Source organism: Achromobacter sp. 01N37, from assembly GCF_056399725.1.
This window is the reverse complement of record NZ_JBFTRX010000002.1, coordinates 133,537-148,339: the sequence shown is the minus strand read 5'-3', so window position 1 is coordinate 148,339 and position 14,803 is coordinate 133,537. Positions and strand designations below refer to the sequence as shown.

13 protein-coding genes are annotated in these 14,803 nt (G+C 64.0%); 2 read left to right on the top strand and 11 right to left on the bottom strand.

All coding sequences use genetic code 11. The features are described from left to right. Window positions 1-103: 103 nt before the first annotated feature. Genes AC1DSJ_RS03870 through AC1DSJ_RS03860 form a run of 3 tightly spaced genes read right to left on the bottom strand, consistent with a single transcriptional unit; the run spans window position 104 to window position 2,245 of the window. Window positions 104-1,042 (bottom strand): FecR family protein, encoded by a 939-nt coding sequence (locus AC1DSJ_RS03870; protein WP_254600700.1) that lies wholly within the window; start codon window positions 1,040-1,042, stop codon window positions 104-106. Window positions 1,043-1,050: 8 nt separating this feature from the next. Beyond that, window positions 1,051-1,575, bottom strand: coding sequence for an RNA polymerase sigma factor (locus AC1DSJ_RS03865; protein ID WP_054427859.1), 525 nt, complete (start codon window positions 1,573-1,575; stop codon window positions 1,051-1,053). Then, window positions 1,565-2,245 (bottom strand): STN domain-containing protein, encoded by a 681-nt coding sequence (locus AC1DSJ_RS03860; protein ID WP_441371773.1) that lies wholly within the window; start codon window positions 2,243-2,245, stop codon window positions 1,565-1,567. The genes AC1DSJ_RS03865 and AC1DSJ_RS03860 overlap by 11 nt, the downstream gene beginning before the upstream one ends. A 228-nt stretch (window positions 2,246-2,473) precedes the next feature. Here AC1DSJ_RS03860 and AC1DSJ_RS03855 point away from each other — a divergent pair, with 228 nt between their 5' ends. After that, the gene (locus AC1DSJ_RS03855) at window positions 2,474-2,830 is read left to right on the top strand and encodes a hypothetical protein (protein WP_441371772.1); all 357 of its coding nucleotides are present in this window, start codon (window positions 2,474-2,476) and stop codon (window positions 2,828-2,830) included. A gap of 22 nt (window positions 2,831-2,852) precedes the next feature. On the opposite strand, the gene AC1DSJ_RS03850 is transcribed toward AC1DSJ_RS03855, so the two are convergent. The 8 genes from AC1DSJ_RS03850 to AC1DSJ_RS03815 all read right to left on the bottom strand — a co-directional run bounded on the left by AC1DSJ_RS03850 (window position 2,853) and on the right by AC1DSJ_RS03815 (window position 13,409). Next, a complete protein-coding gene (locus AC1DSJ_RS03850; protein WP_054427862.1) occupies window positions 2,853-3,218 on the bottom strand; it encodes a cupin domain-containing protein in 366 nt (121 codons plus the stop codon). 51 nt (window positions 3,219-3,269) lie between these two features. Then, window positions 3,270-3,824, bottom strand: a complete 555-nt coding sequence (locus tag AC1DSJ_RS03845) for a helix-turn-helix domain-containing protein (protein WP_054427863.1) — start codon at window positions 3,822-3,824, stop codon at window positions 3,270-3,272. A 147-nt stretch (window positions 3,825-3,971) separates the two neighbouring features. Further along, window positions 3,972-4,754: an aldolase gene (locus AC1DSJ_RS03840; protein WP_054427877.1), complete on the bottom strand. Its 783-nt coding sequence runs from the start codon at window positions 4,752-4,754 to the stop codon at window positions 3,972-3,974. A gap of 10 nt (window positions 4,755-4,764) precedes the next feature. Next, on the bottom strand, window positions 4,765-5,406 hold the full coding sequence (locus tag AC1DSJ_RS03835; RefSeq protein ID WP_441371771.1) for a glutathione S-transferase family protein: 642 nt from the start codon (window positions 5,404-5,406) through the stop codon (window positions 4,765-4,767). A gap of 4 nt (window positions 5,407-5,410) precedes the next feature. Next, entirely contained in the window at window positions 5,411-6,382 is a 972-nt protein-coding gene (locus AC1DSJ_RS03830; RefSeq protein WP_441371770.1) for a Bug family tripartite tricarboxylate transporter substrate binding protein, read from the bottom strand. Between the two features lie 165 nt (window positions 6,383-6,547). Then, a complete protein-coding gene (locus AC1DSJ_RS03825) occupies window positions 6,548-7,555 on the bottom strand; it encodes a Bug family tripartite tricarboxylate transporter substrate binding protein (protein ID WP_441371769.1) in 1,008 nt (335 codons plus the stop codon). 55 nt (window positions 7,556-7,610) lie between these two features. Beyond that, window positions 7,611-10,076 (bottom strand): CaiB/BaiF CoA-transferase family protein, encoded by a 2,466-nt coding sequence (locus AC1DSJ_RS03820; protein WP_441371768.1) that lies wholly within the window; start codon window positions 10,074-10,076, stop codon window positions 7,611-7,613. Window positions 10,077-10,091: 15 nt separating this feature from the next. Then, window positions 10,092-13,409 carry an acetyl-CoA carboxylase family protein gene (locus AC1DSJ_RS03815; protein ID WP_441371767.1) on the bottom strand — a complete coding sequence of 1,106 codons (3,318 nt, stop codon included), beginning with the start codon at window positions 13,407-13,409 and terminating at the stop codon, window positions 10,092-10,094. Window positions 13,410-13,681: 272 nt separating this feature from the next. Between AC1DSJ_RS03815 and AC1DSJ_RS03810 the strand changes: the two genes are divergently transcribed. Then, window positions 13,682-14,611, top strand: a complete 930-nt coding sequence (locus tag AC1DSJ_RS03810) for a LysR family transcriptional regulator (RefSeq protein ID WP_441371766.1) — start codon at window positions 13,682-13,684, stop codon at window positions 14,609-14,611. Window positions 14,612-14,803: the final 192 nt, after the last annotated feature.

Below are 14,803 nucleotides of genomic sequence, written 5' to 3'. Positions count from 1 at the left end.
CAATCGCGCGTGTTCGTCACCTAGAACAAGACAGACGGATGGAAAAATGCCGACCGGCACCCTGTCACAAATAATTCATCAAGGGGCCGTCTTTGTGGCGCGCTTATGACAGCAACACGACGCCTGCGGGCAGATGTGTCACACGCGCGCCATACGCGTCGCGGATCAAGCGTTCGGCGTCGGCCACCTGCGCCAGCGAAAAACGCGCCTGCACCAGACGCTTGCCCAGCTGCTCGTTCATCAGCACCAAACGCCCGCGCCGATAGCGGTTCAGCTCGTCCACCACTTGCGCCAAGGGCTGCTGGTTGAATACCAGCCAGCCTTGCCGCCACGCGGTCACGACATCGGGGTCCACCTGCACGGGCGGCATCACCCGCGCATCGTCGTAGCGCAGTTCGCGGTTAGCCACGACATCGAACACGCCCTGCGCATGCACCAGCCGCAACGCGCCCGACAGGCAGCACAGCCGCGCTTCGCCATCGATGTAGCGCAAGTTGAAGGTCGCGTCGCGCGCGGTGATGCGGCCCTTGCCAGCCACCACCACGGCGGGCGTGGAGCCGCTGCGGATTTCCGCTTCGCCATCAGCCAGCTCGATGACCGCGCCATGCGCATCGCTGCCCACATTGATGCGCGTCAGCGTGTTCATGTCCACGTCCAGCGCATTGCCCAGCGACACGCGCCGCTGTTCGCCCGCGGCCGTGCGATAGTCGGCGCCCAAGGTGTCCACGCCGGGCCACAGGCCCAAGGGCGGCTTGAATGCCAGATAGGTAGCTGATGCCGCCAGCGCGCCCCCCAGAAAGGCGCGCCGGCCCGTCACGACGGGTTTGCGCTTGCGCTCCGCCACCACGTTTTGAATCGCCGGCCCCACGTTTTGCCACAGCTGCTTCTGCTCGGCAAAGGCGGCCTGATGCCGGGCATCCGCGCCCAGCCAACTGCGAAACGCTTGCGCATCGTCCTCAGTGGCGCGGCCCGACGTCAACGCCAGCAGCCACGCCCGCGCCTCGCGCGACGCCGCGTCTTCGTGCTTGTTTCTTCCGGGCATGCTCATCGTCAACGCCATGGTTCTTCGTCCTGGTGCAACTCCCGCGCGCAATGTTCCAGCGCACGCTTTAGTTCTTTTGAGACGATGCGTTCCGACACGCCATAGCGGCGCGCAATCTCCGCGTGCGGCAACTCCTGCACCCGCGCGGCCAGCACCATCTGCTGCGTGCGTTCGGGCAATTTGCGCAGCGCGCGCCCGAAGGCGTCGATCTGATTGCGGCCCTGCGCAATACGCGCAGGGTCTGCGGCCTCGTCCGTGAGGTGGATCAGTTCACTGATCTCTACCCCCGTCAGCAAACGGGAATCCCGCCGCCGCTGGTCTTCCGCGATGTTCAACGCCACCCGGAAAAGATAGGCCGCGGGCTGTTGAATCGACGCGCTGGCGGGCAGATCATTGACCTTCAAGAACGCCTCCTGCATCGCATCGTGCGCCAGGTCTTCCGACCCTAGCCTGCGCTTGAGCTGATTACGAAAGTCGTTGTAGCGCTCAAGAAACAAGGAACGCAACGACGTGTCGGCCGGCTTATCCCGCATGGACGCCTCCCGGCATATCGGCGCATTCCGCCGCACTGCGCGGCGTCAGCAACACCGTCAACGGTTGCGGCAAGGTGGCAGGCAACGGGCCGATCACCACGCCGCGCAAGGCCGCTTCCAGCCGGTCATCCAGGCCAGCCTGTCCGGTAGAGGCCACCCAGCCCACGCGCGTCACGCGCCATGCCTTGTCAAACCACAGCTGCACCAGCGCACGATAATTGCCCGGCTGCGTGGCCGCCGCGGCGCACAGTGCGCGCTTCAATGCGCCCTGCACGACGGCGGCGTAAGGCGTATCGCGCAGGCGCTTGCCCGAACGCGCGGTGGCCGCGGCCGACTCATCTGGTTTCGCCACCAGCGTGAACGAGCGCTCGCTGGCGTAACGGATGGCCAAGGGCGAATCGGCCAGCAGCTTGCGCAGGGCGTCGCCCGGCGTATAGCGGCCAACAACTGCCGGGGCCTGCCGGCCCGCCGTCAAGGTGCTGTCGACCAGCACCGTCAGGCCGCTGGCCAGACTGTATTCGACCAGCGCCTGCGCCAACGGCTGCGCCGCAATCGCGAACTCAATGGGCTTGGCAGGCGGCGCGGCCCCGCCTGACGGCGCCAGCGCCAGCAGGGCCAAGGCCAGACAAGCGCGCAGCGCCACGCCACGCCCCTTGAAGGCGCCGCTCATGAACGTGACCGCAAGGGGGAAGTGCCTGACATGGCCGCCACACAGGACGCCTGGGCGCCCGCCCTAACAAAAGCCGCCATGCTAGAGGCGCTGAATGACGCATTCGTGACACGACGCGCCCCCCGCACGCGCCGCCGCCACGCAACGGTCACCTGCGCGCCCGTGGCCGTCCCTATACTTTGCGGATTGCACCGGCTGCAACAGGCCGGGTTTGTTCAAGGAGCGCGCATGCGCACAGTGTCACGGGTGATTGGCTTTGTTGTGTTGACGCTGGCCGGGCCGCCGTCGTTCGCGGCCGACACGCAACCCGCCGCCGCAGCCGGCGCACGCGGTGCCCCCGCGCCCGCCGCAGCAGGCGGCGCCTGCATCGAGACCGAGGTCAACGGCTATCGCGCGCTGTCCTATGACTGTCTAAACCAGAAGATGGCGCCTGCTGCGCCGGTGAGGCCCGCTCCGAGTTTGGAGTCTGAAGCCGTCACGCAGCGCCCGCCCAATCAGATGGGCCTGCCCACGCCGGCCACCATTGGCAACCGCATGGGCAATACGTTCGGCACGTCGGCGTATCCGCAACGGCCACAGCCGTAACGGGCATGCGCGTGGATGCGCGTCAGGCCAGGCGCGTAATGAAGTAGATCTTCTTCACGAATTGGTCCACTTCCCAGCGGCCCGTGTAGCCCTCGGGCATGACGAAGGCCTCGCCCACGGTCAGTTCATGCACGGTGCCGTCCGGGTCGACCAGCCGGGCCGAACCTTCGATGATGGTGCCAAATTCGATGTAGCCGGTGGTGTTTGCCTGGAAGACGCCCGCCGTGCTTTCCCACACGCCGGCTTCCGCCTTGCCCGCATTGCCTTCAAAGGCCGTCACCGTCAGAAAAGCAGCGTCGCCCGAAATCGGGCGGCGGGGCTTGCCCGGCACCGGGTTCATCAGCGGGCCGGTATCGATGCGGACCAGCCGCGATTGATCATGTTTCATGAGATCCCTGTGTGTCGTTATCGGTTTATGCGGTGCCGGCGTCCCGGCGAATCAATGCGCCGCCACCACCAGCACCTCGGCCAGGGCGCGGCTGACAGTGCGCATGCGATGCGGCAGTTCGGAATCGAAGTAGACGGAATCGCCCGTGTCCAGGCGGAACTGGCGTTCGCCCACTTGCACTTCTATCGACCCTTTGATCACCAGCAGGAACTCTTCGCCGGGATGCGGAAACACCGCGGCGGCGTCTGGAAAGTCGCGCGGCGGATGCACCACAAAGGGCTCCATCGCCTTGACCTTGCGGCGCCCGGCCAGCGATTCGTACCGGTATTCCGCGCCCAAGCCGCCCCGTTGCAGGGCTTCGCGGTCGGCCACGCGCACCACGCTGACCACTTCGTCTTGCGCGGCGTCGTCCGCCCCCACCAGTTGAGACACGCCCACGCCATAGGCTTCTGCCAGCCTCAGCACGGTGGAGATCGACGGCTCGCTCAAGCCCCGCTCAAGTTTGGAGAGGTAGCTTTTGGTCAGGCCCGTACGTTGCGCCAGCTGTTCCAAAGACAGGGATTGCTGGCGGCGCAGGGTGCGAAGGCGGTGCGGCAGGTCGATCATTGGGGCAAGGGTCGAAAAGACGACCGGTAAGCATGCCCGAAACCGGCCCGGCCGTCGAGCGGGCAGCATCTTCCTGCCCCGCTGCGCTCCGCTCGCCCCTGCCTGCCGCCCCCGCCACAAAACGCCCGCAGACGCCAGCAGCCCCGGTTACGCCAATACGTCCGGATGCGCCCGCAGCGCCCGACGCGCGTAGTACGAAAACCCCACCTGCGAGCGCTTGGGCGTCAGAATCCAGTCGTGCGCCTCGCGGCCCAGCGCCGGCGGAATCGGCTGAATCTTGCCCGCCGACATCGCCAACAACTGCATGCGCGCCGCGCGTTCGAATTGCAGCGCCAGCACGCAGGCCTCTTCAACCGAGCCTGCCGCAATCAGCATGCCGTGGTGCGACAACAAGATGGCGCGCTTGCTGCCCAGCGCCGCCGAGATGATCTCGCCTTCTTCGTTGCCCACTGGCACGCCCGGCCAGTCCTTCAAGAAGGCCACGTCGTCATACAGCGTGCAATTATCCATGTGCGAGACTTCAAGCGGCACCTCCAGCATCGACAGCGACGCCACATGCAGCGGGTGCGTGTGAATGATGCAGTTCACGTCCGGACGCGCGCGGTAAATCCACGAATGAAAACGGTTGGCCGGGTTGGGCATGCCCCCGCCTTCCTGCACACGCAGGTCTTCGTCCACCACCAGCAGATTGCTGGCCGTGATCTCGTCAAAACCCAGCCCCAGCCGCTGTGTGTAGTAGCGGCCCGGCTCCGTCGTGCGCGCGGTGATCTGCCCGGCCAGACCAGAGTCGTGACCGCCATCGAACAAGATCCGGCACGTCAGCGCCAGGCGCTCGCGCAGGCTCCATTGCGGCGTCTCGAACTGACGCTGCATTTCGGCTTGCGCCCGCGCGATCAGCTCGTCTTTTCCCAGGTGCATCGTATCGTTCATCATGTCTCCGTCAGGCCGTTTCCATCAACGGCGTAAATCCCGGCAAGGCGCGCATGCGCGCCAGCCAGGCAGTGATATTCGCGAAGGCGGACAGGTCGTAACCGCCCTCCGCCGCCATGCTGGTGTAGGGGTACAAAGCCACGTCAGCAATCGTCGGCGCCCTGCCCACCAAATAATGGCGGCCCGCCAGATGCGCATCCATCCACGCCGCGGCCTTCATCCCAATCGCACGCCACGCCACCATCGCCGGATCGTCCACGCGCGCCGTCTGGCGCAAATGAATCAACAAGCGCGGCTGCGCAAACGCGTGCATGTGCTGCGTCTGCTCGAAGCTCAGCCAACTGCACACCTGCGCGCGCGCCAAGCGATCGTCCGGCAGCCACGGCGTGCCTTCAGCCAGATACCAAAGAATCGCTTGCGACTCGGCCAGCCACTCGCCTTCAGGCGTCAACAATGCCGGCACCTGCCGCCACGGGTTGATCCGCGCAAACGCGTCGGTCTCAAGATCGCCCGTCACGATATCAAAGGTGCGCCGCGTTACCGGCAAGCCCATCAGCCCGCAGGCGAGCCTTATTTTCCATGCATTACCCGACCGCAAGGTGTCGGCCAATTCCAGCGGTTTGCCCGCCAGCGGATGAGGAGTCAGTGCCATCGCGTCAGTCCATCTTGATGTTGGCGCGCTTCACGATCTCGGCCCACTTGGTTTTTTCGCCCGAGATGAAGCGCTGATATTCGTCGGGCGACCCCGTGTAAAGCTGCGTGCCTTGCGCCGCCAGACGTTCTTTCAATTCCGGTGACGCCAACGTCTTTTGCAACGCAGCGTTCAGCGCAGCCAACACGTCGGGCGGAGTGCCCGCCGGCGCAAAGAACGCGTTCCACGAGCTGATCTGCAAGCCTGCATCGCCCACTTCGGTGCTGGCCGGAACCGCAGGCGCGGACGGCAAACGCTTATCCGCCGCCACGGCCAACGCGCGCAGCTTGCCAGACGCCACATGCGGCATGATGACGGGGCTGGCGTCCATCACCACATCCACCTGCTCGCCAATTGCGGCGTTAACCGCTTCGCTGCCGCTCTTGAACGGCACATGCACGATGTCCAGCCCCGCCGTCAGCTTCAGCAATTCCAGCCCTAGATGCGGCGAACTGGCGTTGCCCGCTGACCCAAAGTTCAGCTTGGCCGGATTCTTCTTGGCATAGGCCACGAAATCACTGAACGACGCCGCCGGCAACCCGGCCCGCACGGCCAGCAAGTACGGCGACCCCGACACCATGCCCACCGGCGCAAACTTGTCCGCGTCATAGCTCAGCTTGCTGTAGATCAGCGGGTTCACAACCTGCGTGCCCACGGTGCCCATGAAGATCGTGTAGCCATCAGGCGCAGCCGTCGCCGCCACCTGCGCGGCAATCACGCCGCCCGCCCCGGGCCGGTTTTCAATCACGACGCCCTGCCCCAGCACATCGCCCATGCCCTTGCCCACCTGACGCGCCACGATATCCGTGATCCCACCTGCGCCAAATGGCACAACCAAACGGATAGTCCGCTCAGGGTAAGCCGCGTGCGCGCCGCCTGCGAACCCCACTATTCCCGCCGTCAACGCCAGCGCAGCTACCTTGCCAAAAACCGTCATGCCATTCCCCTTGATTGCGCCGTGTCGGCTCTAATGACACAAAGTGTCCTATAGGGGATTGAGTTTCCGCAAGGAGAATGTGATTGGGGGAATCCCTGAGGGGTGGCCCTGCCTGGCAAGCCGATGGCAAGACGCCTTGCCGGCGTCCGCCGCGCCGGCCTGGCCTTAATCGATGACGATGTTCTCCCGCTTGACGACTTGAGAAAGCTGATCGACCTCATGCCCGATGCGCGTGGACAATTCCTTCGGATTGCGCATGACGACGATACCCTGCGCACTGAGTGAGGTATTGGCGGCGGGCTGCTCCATCGCGCGCTTGGACTGCTCATACAAGGTGTCGACGATCTGTGCAGGCGTGCCTGCCGGGGCGAACAGGCCCAGCCAGAAAGTGACATCGATGTTCGGAAAGCCTGCCTCGGCCATCGTGGGGATATCCGGCATTTGGGAAATCCGTTGCTTCTGCGTGACTGCCAGGGCCTTCAACTTGCCGGCCGCCACTTGCGGTGCGCTGGCCAGCGTATCGAAAGACGTGTTCACCTCGCCCGACATGACCGCCATGCTTGCTTGCGAGGCCGACTTGTAAGGGACATGGGTTGCCTTGAACTGGGCGTCATTGCTCAGTTGCGCAAACGCCAGATGGGCCAGGTTGCCTTGGCCTCCCGACCCATAGGTGAGCTCGCCCGGATTCTTCCTGGCGTACGCAACCAGATCCTTGACCGACTCGATGGCGTGCTTCTTGGCCCATTCGGGGTTGACGTTCAGAATGAACGGCGCGTCCAGTACCAGGGCGATGGGAGCGAAGTCCTTAGCCTTGTACTGGGAGTTTTTGTAGATCAAGGGATTGACGGTGATGCTGCTGCTGTTGGTGGCCAGCAGCGTGTAGCCATCCGGGGCCGAACGGGCCACCTCGGCCGCCCCGATCGATCCATTGGCGCCGCCCTTGTTCTCCACAATGACGGGCTGCTTGAGCGTCTTGGACAAAGAATCCGACAGCAGGCGAGCCATCGTGTCGGTGATCGAACCGGCCGGAAACGGCACGATGATCTTGAGGGCTTTAGTGGGCCATGCCTTGTCCTGCGCGAACGCGGCAGGTGACCCCAACCCCAATGCCGAAGCCACGGCGAGGTGCGCGGAAGTGATGAGGAAGTTACGGCGGGAATCGGATGTAGTCATTGTTTGTCTCCACGAAGGTTAGATCTTGTGCATTGCATCGTGCTTACGCGGCTTGTCAGGCCGCCTTCCTGGTTGCGGTGTTTCCTATGATTCCGTCTCGTTCCAGTGTCTGTTGCTGCTCCGCGCTCATGCCCAGTACGCGCGAAAACACATCGCCATTGTGCTGCCCGAGCGTAGGCGCCGGACGCACCGCCGCGACCATAGCGGCCGGCTCCCTGAACCAGGGCGTGGTCGCCAGAAACTCGCCGATATAAGGGCGGGAAGTCGCCTTGAAAAACTCACGGCCCCTGAGATGCGGGTCATCAAGCACCGTCCAGACCGGCTTGACTTCGCCTGCGCTGATGCCGGCCTGCTGCAGTTCGGCCATTGCGCTTTGCGCGGAGCGCGCGCGGGCCCATGCGTTGATCCTGCGGTCTATCTCTTCCTGCCGGGCCCGTCGGCCTGCCGCCTTCTCCAGAGCAGGGTCCAGGGCAAGGTCAGCCGCCTGCATGACCGCCAGCAATGCCTGCCATTGCGCATCGCTCGTGATGCTCACCACCACCCAGGCGTCATCGCCCGCGCACGGGTAAATCCCCTGCGGGGCATGGAGAGGATGCGCATTGCCGCTGCGGGGCGTAGTAGTGCCGTGCACGGACTGCTCAATGAGGAACGGCGCTGTCATGGGCAGCATGCATTCCACCTGAGACAGGTTGACGTGGCGCCCCTTGCCCGAGCGTTGCTGCACGAACAGCGCCAACAACGCCGCCGCCCCCCCGTTGAAGCCACCCACCGGATCACCATAAGCGTAGGAGGTCAGCGCCGGCGGGTCCTGCGCGAAACCGGTGTGTTGCGGCAGGCCGCTAGCCTGCTCCAATGTGCCGCCATAGGCCCTGATCGTGCTCCAGTCATTGCCCGACCCGAATGCCGGCATGGATACCATGACCAACCGCGGATTGACCTGGGACAGCACGGCATAGTCCAGCCCGAGTTTGGGCAACACCTCGGTCGAGTAGTTCTCGATGACGATATCGGCCTTGGCCACCAGATCGAACAGAACCGCACGTCCTTCAGCACGGGTCAGATCAAGCGTAATGCCCAACTTGTTGCGGTTCATCAGCGCAAAGTTCGAGTTCTTTTCGTACAGCTTTTCCTGATAGAACTCATCGGTGTAATGCGTGCCCCGCCACCAGTCCGGATAGCGCGTGCTTTCAACCTTGATGACTTCCGCGCCAAAGTCCGCCAGCGTCCTTGCCGCCATTGGCCCGGCCCACCCCATCGTCAGATCCACCACCCGGATTTTTCGTAAGGGCAACGCGTCTGGCGCAGCCCTGGCCATGCCGGCGGCCGGCGTCAGACTCTCCCCTTCACGGTAGCGGGGGCCGTCAGCGTCCAGGAGCGCTGCCTTACCGCCCGGCAAGGGCCCCGCATCGCCCATGGGCAGCGGAACGACCGGCCCCTCGAATTCGGCCGCCTCCACCTTGACGGGAACAAAAGCGCCGCGTTCGCGATGCACGCCTTGTTGAAGCAGTTCTGCCATGGTCGGCACGATGACAGCGGGGAATTTCTCCTTTCGCAGCACATCGAACCATTCCTCGGCTGTCATGGCGCGCAGACTGGGAATCAGGAACGCATCGATTTCGTCCGCATGGACCATACGGGTCGGCCCGCTCGCAAAACGCGGCTCCTCAGCCAGGTCCGGGTGGCCGATGGCAGCGCACAGCGCTGCCCACTGCGGGCCGGTATGGGCGAACAGCCCAATCCAGCCCTGCTTTGTCTCGTAGATGCCGGCAGGATGCGTCGTGCAGAACCGGTTGACACCCAGCCGAGCCAAGGGATGCCGGCCATCCTGCACCATGCCGGCTTCCATCTCCACCAGCGAAAACGCAATCTCATGGATGCTCAGCAGATAACGCCGGCTGCCGTCGGATCGTCCCAGCAACGCGGCGGTTGCGCTCGAGAATGCTGCGACACCGGCGGCAATGGCGGTCTGAATGTCGTGCGGCAGATGGGGGGGGCCTTGCGCCGCGCCACTGCAATACACCGCGCCGGACAGGGCGCGGCACACGGCCTCGGTTCCCGAGAAACCACTGTAGGGCCCGGACTCGCCGAACCAGGTCAGACATACTTCGATCGGCGCAATGCCCTGGCCGTCATTCCCATCGCCCGCGTACGCGGGGCGCTTCAGAACCTCCAAGCCTTCGTCCAGGGCCCGGGCGTCGAGAATCACATCGCATGTCCGCGCGAGCCCAGACAGCCACGTGGTATCCGCGCCTGTCTTTCTAGGATGAACTACGCTGCGCTTGTTGGTATTGAGCCAGGCATACAAGGCACTTTCGGGTTCGCCATCGGCCTTATTCAAAAGGGGCGGCAGGCGGCGCAGCGTGTCGCCGCCGGGGTCCTCCAGCTTGATGACCTCAGCGCCAAAATCCGCAAAAAGCTTGCCGGCATAAGCCACTGCCGCTCCGCAGCCGATTTCCAGCACGCGCAACCCGGAGAAGGCGAGCCGGCTTTCAGATGTTTGCATCGTCGCAACCTGTTCCAAGAGACTTCGCCTCGATTACCAGGTATCGACAAAGGCGCGGCGGGCCCGGCCGGCGCGCACAGATGCCGACGCGATGCCTTGGCGTATCCACGTGCGTGTCTGCGCGGGATCGATGACGGCGTCGATCTCCGTCGTGGACGCGACATTGATGGCGTGCCCGCGCTCGTAGGCGCGCGCCACCAACTGGTCGTAAAGCGCCTGGCGCTCCGGCCCCTCGGGGACGTTCTCGAGTTCCTTCTTGAAGCCCAGCCGGATGGACCCTTCCAGGCCCATGGGGCCGAATTCGCCCGTTGGCCACGACACCGCGCAACTGGCCGAGCGAAAGCCCCCGCCGGCCATGGCCATGGCACCCAGACCGTAGCCCTTGCGCAAGGCAATTGCCAAGATGGCGACCCGCAGCTTGGCCGCGACCACGAACATGCGCGACACATGCCGGACTTGCGCCTTGGCCTCTTGCTCCGGCCCGACCATGAATCCCGGCGTATCGATCAACGAAATGATGGGCAGACCGTGGACATCGCAAAGATTCATGAAGCGTGCCGCCTTGTCGGCTGCATCGGCATCGATGGCGCCTCCGAGGTGATGCGGATTGTTGGCGATGATGCCTACAGGCTGCCCTTCCACGCGAGCCAGGGCGGTGTGCATACCCTGGCCGAACCCCGAGCGCAGCATCAATACACTGCCTACGTCGGCAATGCCTTCGATGACCTTGCGGCTGTCGTAGACACGCAAGCGATTTTCCGGCACCACATGACGGAGGTGGCGCGGGTCGGGCGCCACCCAGTCCTTGGTGCGGCCCTGGAACATGGACAGATAGTGCTTCGCCGCCACGACGGCCTGCGCCTCGTTGTCGACCAGGATGTCGATGACGCCATTGGCGAACTGCACCGGCGCCGGGCCCACATCCTCTGGCCGGAAGATGCCCAGTCCTCCGCCTTCGATCATCGCCGGGCCGGCCATGCCGATGTTGGCGCTCTTGTCCGCGATGATGACATCGCAGACCCCCAGAAAAGCGGCGTTGCCCGCGAAACAGCGTCCGGAAACTATGCCGAGCAAAGGCACTTCGCCACTGAGTTCGGCCAGCGCGGCGAACGACGGCTGATACAGCCCGGATACGAATGGAAAATCGACATCGCCCGGCCGGCCGCCTCCGCCTTCGGCGAACAACACCATCGGCATTTCGTCGCGGCGGGCACGTTCCACCAGCCTGTCGGTCTTGATGTGGTTGCGTTTGCCCTGCGTGCCCGCCAGCACCGTCGCGTCATAGGCCATCACGGCGGTCAGCGACCCGTCGTAGCCGAATGTGTCGCCGTTGATGTTGCCAATGCCGGTGACAATGCCGTCCGCTGGCGTGTTGGCGATCAGGTCTTCTTTGCTGCGGCGGCTTGCCTGCGCGGCAATGACCAGTGCGCCAAACTCCACGAACGAGCCTTCATCGCACAGATCGTCCACGTTCTCCCGTGCGGTGCGCTGCCCTCGCGAACGGCGCTTTGCCACGGCCTGCGGGCGCGCGTCATCATAAAGCGACGCATGGCGGTCGAGCACGGCTTGCAGATCAGGGCGCACGGCATCCAGATCGATCGCGTCTGTCACGACCTCGGTGTCGACACCACTCGATTCCTGTTCCAGCAAGACCAGGATCTCGCCTTCGAGCACATTGCCGCCACTGGCGGCCGGCACCTCGACGACCCTGCCATTGAAATCGGCGACGACGGTGTACTCCATTTTCATCGCTTCGATCACGGCGATGGGTTGGCCCTTGAGGACGAGAGCACCAGCGCTCACGGACACCTCGACCAGGCGGCCGCTCAACGGCGCGCGCGATGCCGATAGCCCTTCTGGCACCGCGGCCTGCGCTGCCTGCGGCAGGTTGGCCACCGAAGCGCTGCGCCCCCCCGAATCGCCGATCAGGCTGTCCTTGGCCTGCTGCGCTTGCGCGTACTGCTCGGCCGCTGCAAGCAGTTCCCCGAGGATGGACTCGATGTAGCGCGTATGGTTGCGCTGCGACAGGAAGTCTTCCCGGGCCACGAGCGCCTGCAAAAGATGGATATTCGTCGCGACACCGGCAATCCGGAACTCGGCCAGGCAGCGGCGCAAACGCCGCACCACTCCCGAGAAATCGTCACTGCCGCTGAACACGATCAGCTTGGCCAGCAGCGTGTCGAACGCCGGGGCGGGCGAGTACCCGCTGTAGGCATGGGTGTCGACGCGCACTTCGGGGCCGGCGGGCGGCTCGAAACGCTCCAGCCTGCCGTGTGCCGGGCGCGCCATGCCCGTGGCATCGGTCGATTCCGCATTGATGCGGACCTGAATGGCATAACCGTTCAGCCCCGGCGGGTTGGCCGGGTCCACGCCCAGTTCGGCCAGGCGCTTTCCCTGCGCGACCCCGATCTGCAAGGCCACCAGATCCACGCCCGTGACCTGCTCGGTAATCGTATGTTCAACCTGTAGCCGGGGATTGGCTTCGATGAATACAAAGTCCGTCTGCACCCCCTGCTCGTTTTCTTCGACCAGGAATTCAAAGGTTCCCAGGCTGCGGTACTCCACCCTAGCCGCCATTTTCTTTGCCGCGGCAAGAATGGCGGCGCGCAGCGTGGCGCTCAGCACCGGGCTGGGCGCGATCTCAATCACTTTCTGAAAGCGGCGCTGCAGCGTGCAATCCCGATCGCCAAGCGCGACCACCGATGCACCATCGCCGACGATCTGCACTTCGATATGACGTGCGCGATTGACCAGACGCTCCGCATACAGCGCATCCACGCCAAAGGCCGACATGGCTTCCGACCGGCAGCGGGCATAGAGCTCGGCGATATCGGCTTTGGACTTGACGACGCGCATCCCGCGTCCGCCGCCTCCGCCGACCGCCTTGATGACGATCCCGACCCCGCCCTGCTCGTCGAAGAACTGTTCGACGTCCGCAAGTGTTGCACCGCCCGGCGTGGCGGGCATGACCGGCACGCCGCATTCGCGGGCCAGTTGCAAAGCGCGGCCTTTGTCTCCGAACAGAGCGAGGTGATCGGCGTTCGGGCCGATGAACGTGATTCCGGCCGCATCGCAAGCCAGGGCGAAATCCGCCCTTTCACTCAAGAAGCCATATCCCGGATGGATGGCATCGCAATGCTCGGCCGTGGCTGCAGCAATGATGGCGTCGATATCGATATAAGCCGCCGGACCGGAGCCAGTCAGCGCAACCGAGGTATCCGCGAGAATTCGATGCCTGGAGTTTGAATCGTCCTGGGAATACACCGCGACGCTTTCCAACCCAAGGTCGCGCACGGCGCGAATGGCTCGCACGGCGATTTCGCCACGATTGGCAATCAACACTCTCTTCATGGTGATCCTATGTCTCTGCTCTAACTCTTATGCTCAAGTCCTTAAGCTGCTGCCCGTAGCCATTGCATGTTCCTGCCAGACGAGGCGCGCCTGCGGGCAGGCGCCGAAAAGCACTAACATGGAAACGGATACGCGCAATCGCAGCCCAGCTTGATCCGGCGGTTGTCGTTAACTTGGTGAGGATGGTAGGAGTCGTGCGACAGCCGCACAATTCACATTTTTCTCTGACCCCTATAGCCGTTTGGCATGTGTCTCGATAAAAGCAGGCGGAAATGGAACTCAGGCAGTTAAGAACGGTTTTGGCGATCGCGGAAACCGGCAGCCTCACCAAGGCGGCGGAACTGCTGCACGTTGTGCAGCCCGCCCTGTCCCGACAGCTGAAACAGCTGGAAGACGAACTGGGCACTCCGCTTTTCGAGCGCAACCGGCTCGGGATGGTGCTGACCGTGCCAGGCCGCCGGTTTGTCGATCAGGTGCGGCTTTCCCTTAAGGGGCTCAATGAAGCCCGGGCCGACATCGGCGCCGCAAAATCGGATCTGCTTGGCACGGTGTCCATCGGCATGCTGCCCAGCCTGGCGGCCGCGCTTGCCGGCCCGCTCGTCATCGCGCTGCAGCAGCAGTATCCCAATCTGCGCGTGCGCATCGCCACCGGCTTCTCGGATTTCCTGCAAGAAGGCCTGGAGGGCGGCAAGCTTGATATCTGCCTCATGGGCGACTATCTGCAATCCGAACTTCTGCAGACCTCGCCCGCTTATTCAGAGCCCATATACGTCTTCGGCATGCCGGGGTCCGGATTGTCCGAGGACACCCCGATGACGCTCGAGGCCGTCTCCAGAATGCCCATGGTGGTTCCGGAAGCGCGCAGCTTGCGCAACGTGATAGATCGAGCCTGCACCATCCTCGGCGTCAACCTGAATCTGGTTGCCGAGTCGGACAGCACGACGGTCATTCTCGATCTGGTGTTACGCGGCGTCGGCTACACCATCCTGCCAGTCATCCCCATCATGACGATGCTGGCTGAGAAGCGCATCGAAGGCGCACCCATCATCAGCCCCACGCTGCAACGCACGGTGATCATCGGCACCGCCGTCCTGAACCGCAACCCCCGCCTCGTCAATGCCCTGCATGCCGAGCTGATCCGCGTGCTTGAGCCCTATATCAAACAGTTCGGCCACGTCGGCGTACGCTGGCTGGCTGACTGAATACCCCGTCTGCGCGCGAATCTGGCACGCACCGGGCCTCGGCCGAGCTATGCCCAATCGCTATGACCCTCGTCAAAATTAGTTAATTGTCCCGAGACGGATCGCCCCCCTAACATCATTCGAGCGTCGTGGCATCGCCAGCAGACAAGCCATACACCAACGGGTGTATGTCCCATCCGCCTGCCGGCCTGC

Bases quoted from the DNA above. Each gene is read 5' to 3' on its own strand.
- AC1DSJ_RS03870 (WP_254600700.1), bottom strand. From the start codon at position 1,042: ATGCCCGGAAGAAACAAGCACGAAGACGCGGCGTCGCGCGAGGCGCGG.
- AC1DSJ_RS03865 (WP_054427859.1), bottom strand. From the start codon at position 1,575: ATGCGGGATAAGCCGGCCGACACGTCGTTGCGTTCCTTGTTTCTTGAG.
- AC1DSJ_RS03860 (WP_441371773.1), bottom strand. From the start codon at position 2,245: ATGAGCGGCGCCTTCAAGGGGCGTGGCGTGGCGCTGCGCGCTTGTCTG.
- AC1DSJ_RS03855 (WP_441371772.1), top strand. From the start codon at position 2,474: ATGCGCACAGTGTCACGGGTGATTGGCTTTGTTGTGTTGACGCTGGCC.
- AC1DSJ_RS03850 (WP_054427862.1), bottom strand. From the start codon at position 3,218: ATGAAACATGATCAATCGCGGCTGGTCCGCATCGATACCGGCCCGCTG.
- AC1DSJ_RS03845 (WP_054427863.1), bottom strand. From the start codon at position 3,824: ATGATCGACCTGCCGCACCGCCTTCGCACCCTGCGCCGCCAGCAATCC.
- AC1DSJ_RS03840 (WP_054427877.1), bottom strand. From the start codon at position 4,754: ATGAACGATACGATGCACCTGGGAAAAGACGAGCTGATCGCGCGGGCG.
- AC1DSJ_RS03835 (WP_441371771.1), bottom strand. From the start codon at position 5,406: ATGGCACTGACTCCTCATCCGCTGGCGGGCAAACCGCTGGAATTGGCC.
- AC1DSJ_RS03830 (WP_441371770.1), bottom strand. From the start codon at position 6,382: ATGACGGTTTTTGGCAAGGTAGCTGCGCTGGCGTTGACGGCGGGAATA.
- AC1DSJ_RS03825 (WP_441371769.1), bottom strand. From the start codon at position 7,555: ATGACTACATCCGATTCCCGCCGTAACTTCCTCATCACTTCCGCGCAC.
- AC1DSJ_RS03815 (WP_441371767.1), bottom strand. From the start codon at position 13,409: ATGAAGAGAGTGTTGATTGCCAATCGTGGCGAAATCGCCGTGCGAGCC.
- AC1DSJ_RS03810 (WP_441371766.1), top strand. From the start codon at position 13,682: ATGGAACTCAGGCAGTTAAGAACGGTTTTGGCGATCGCGGAAACCGGC.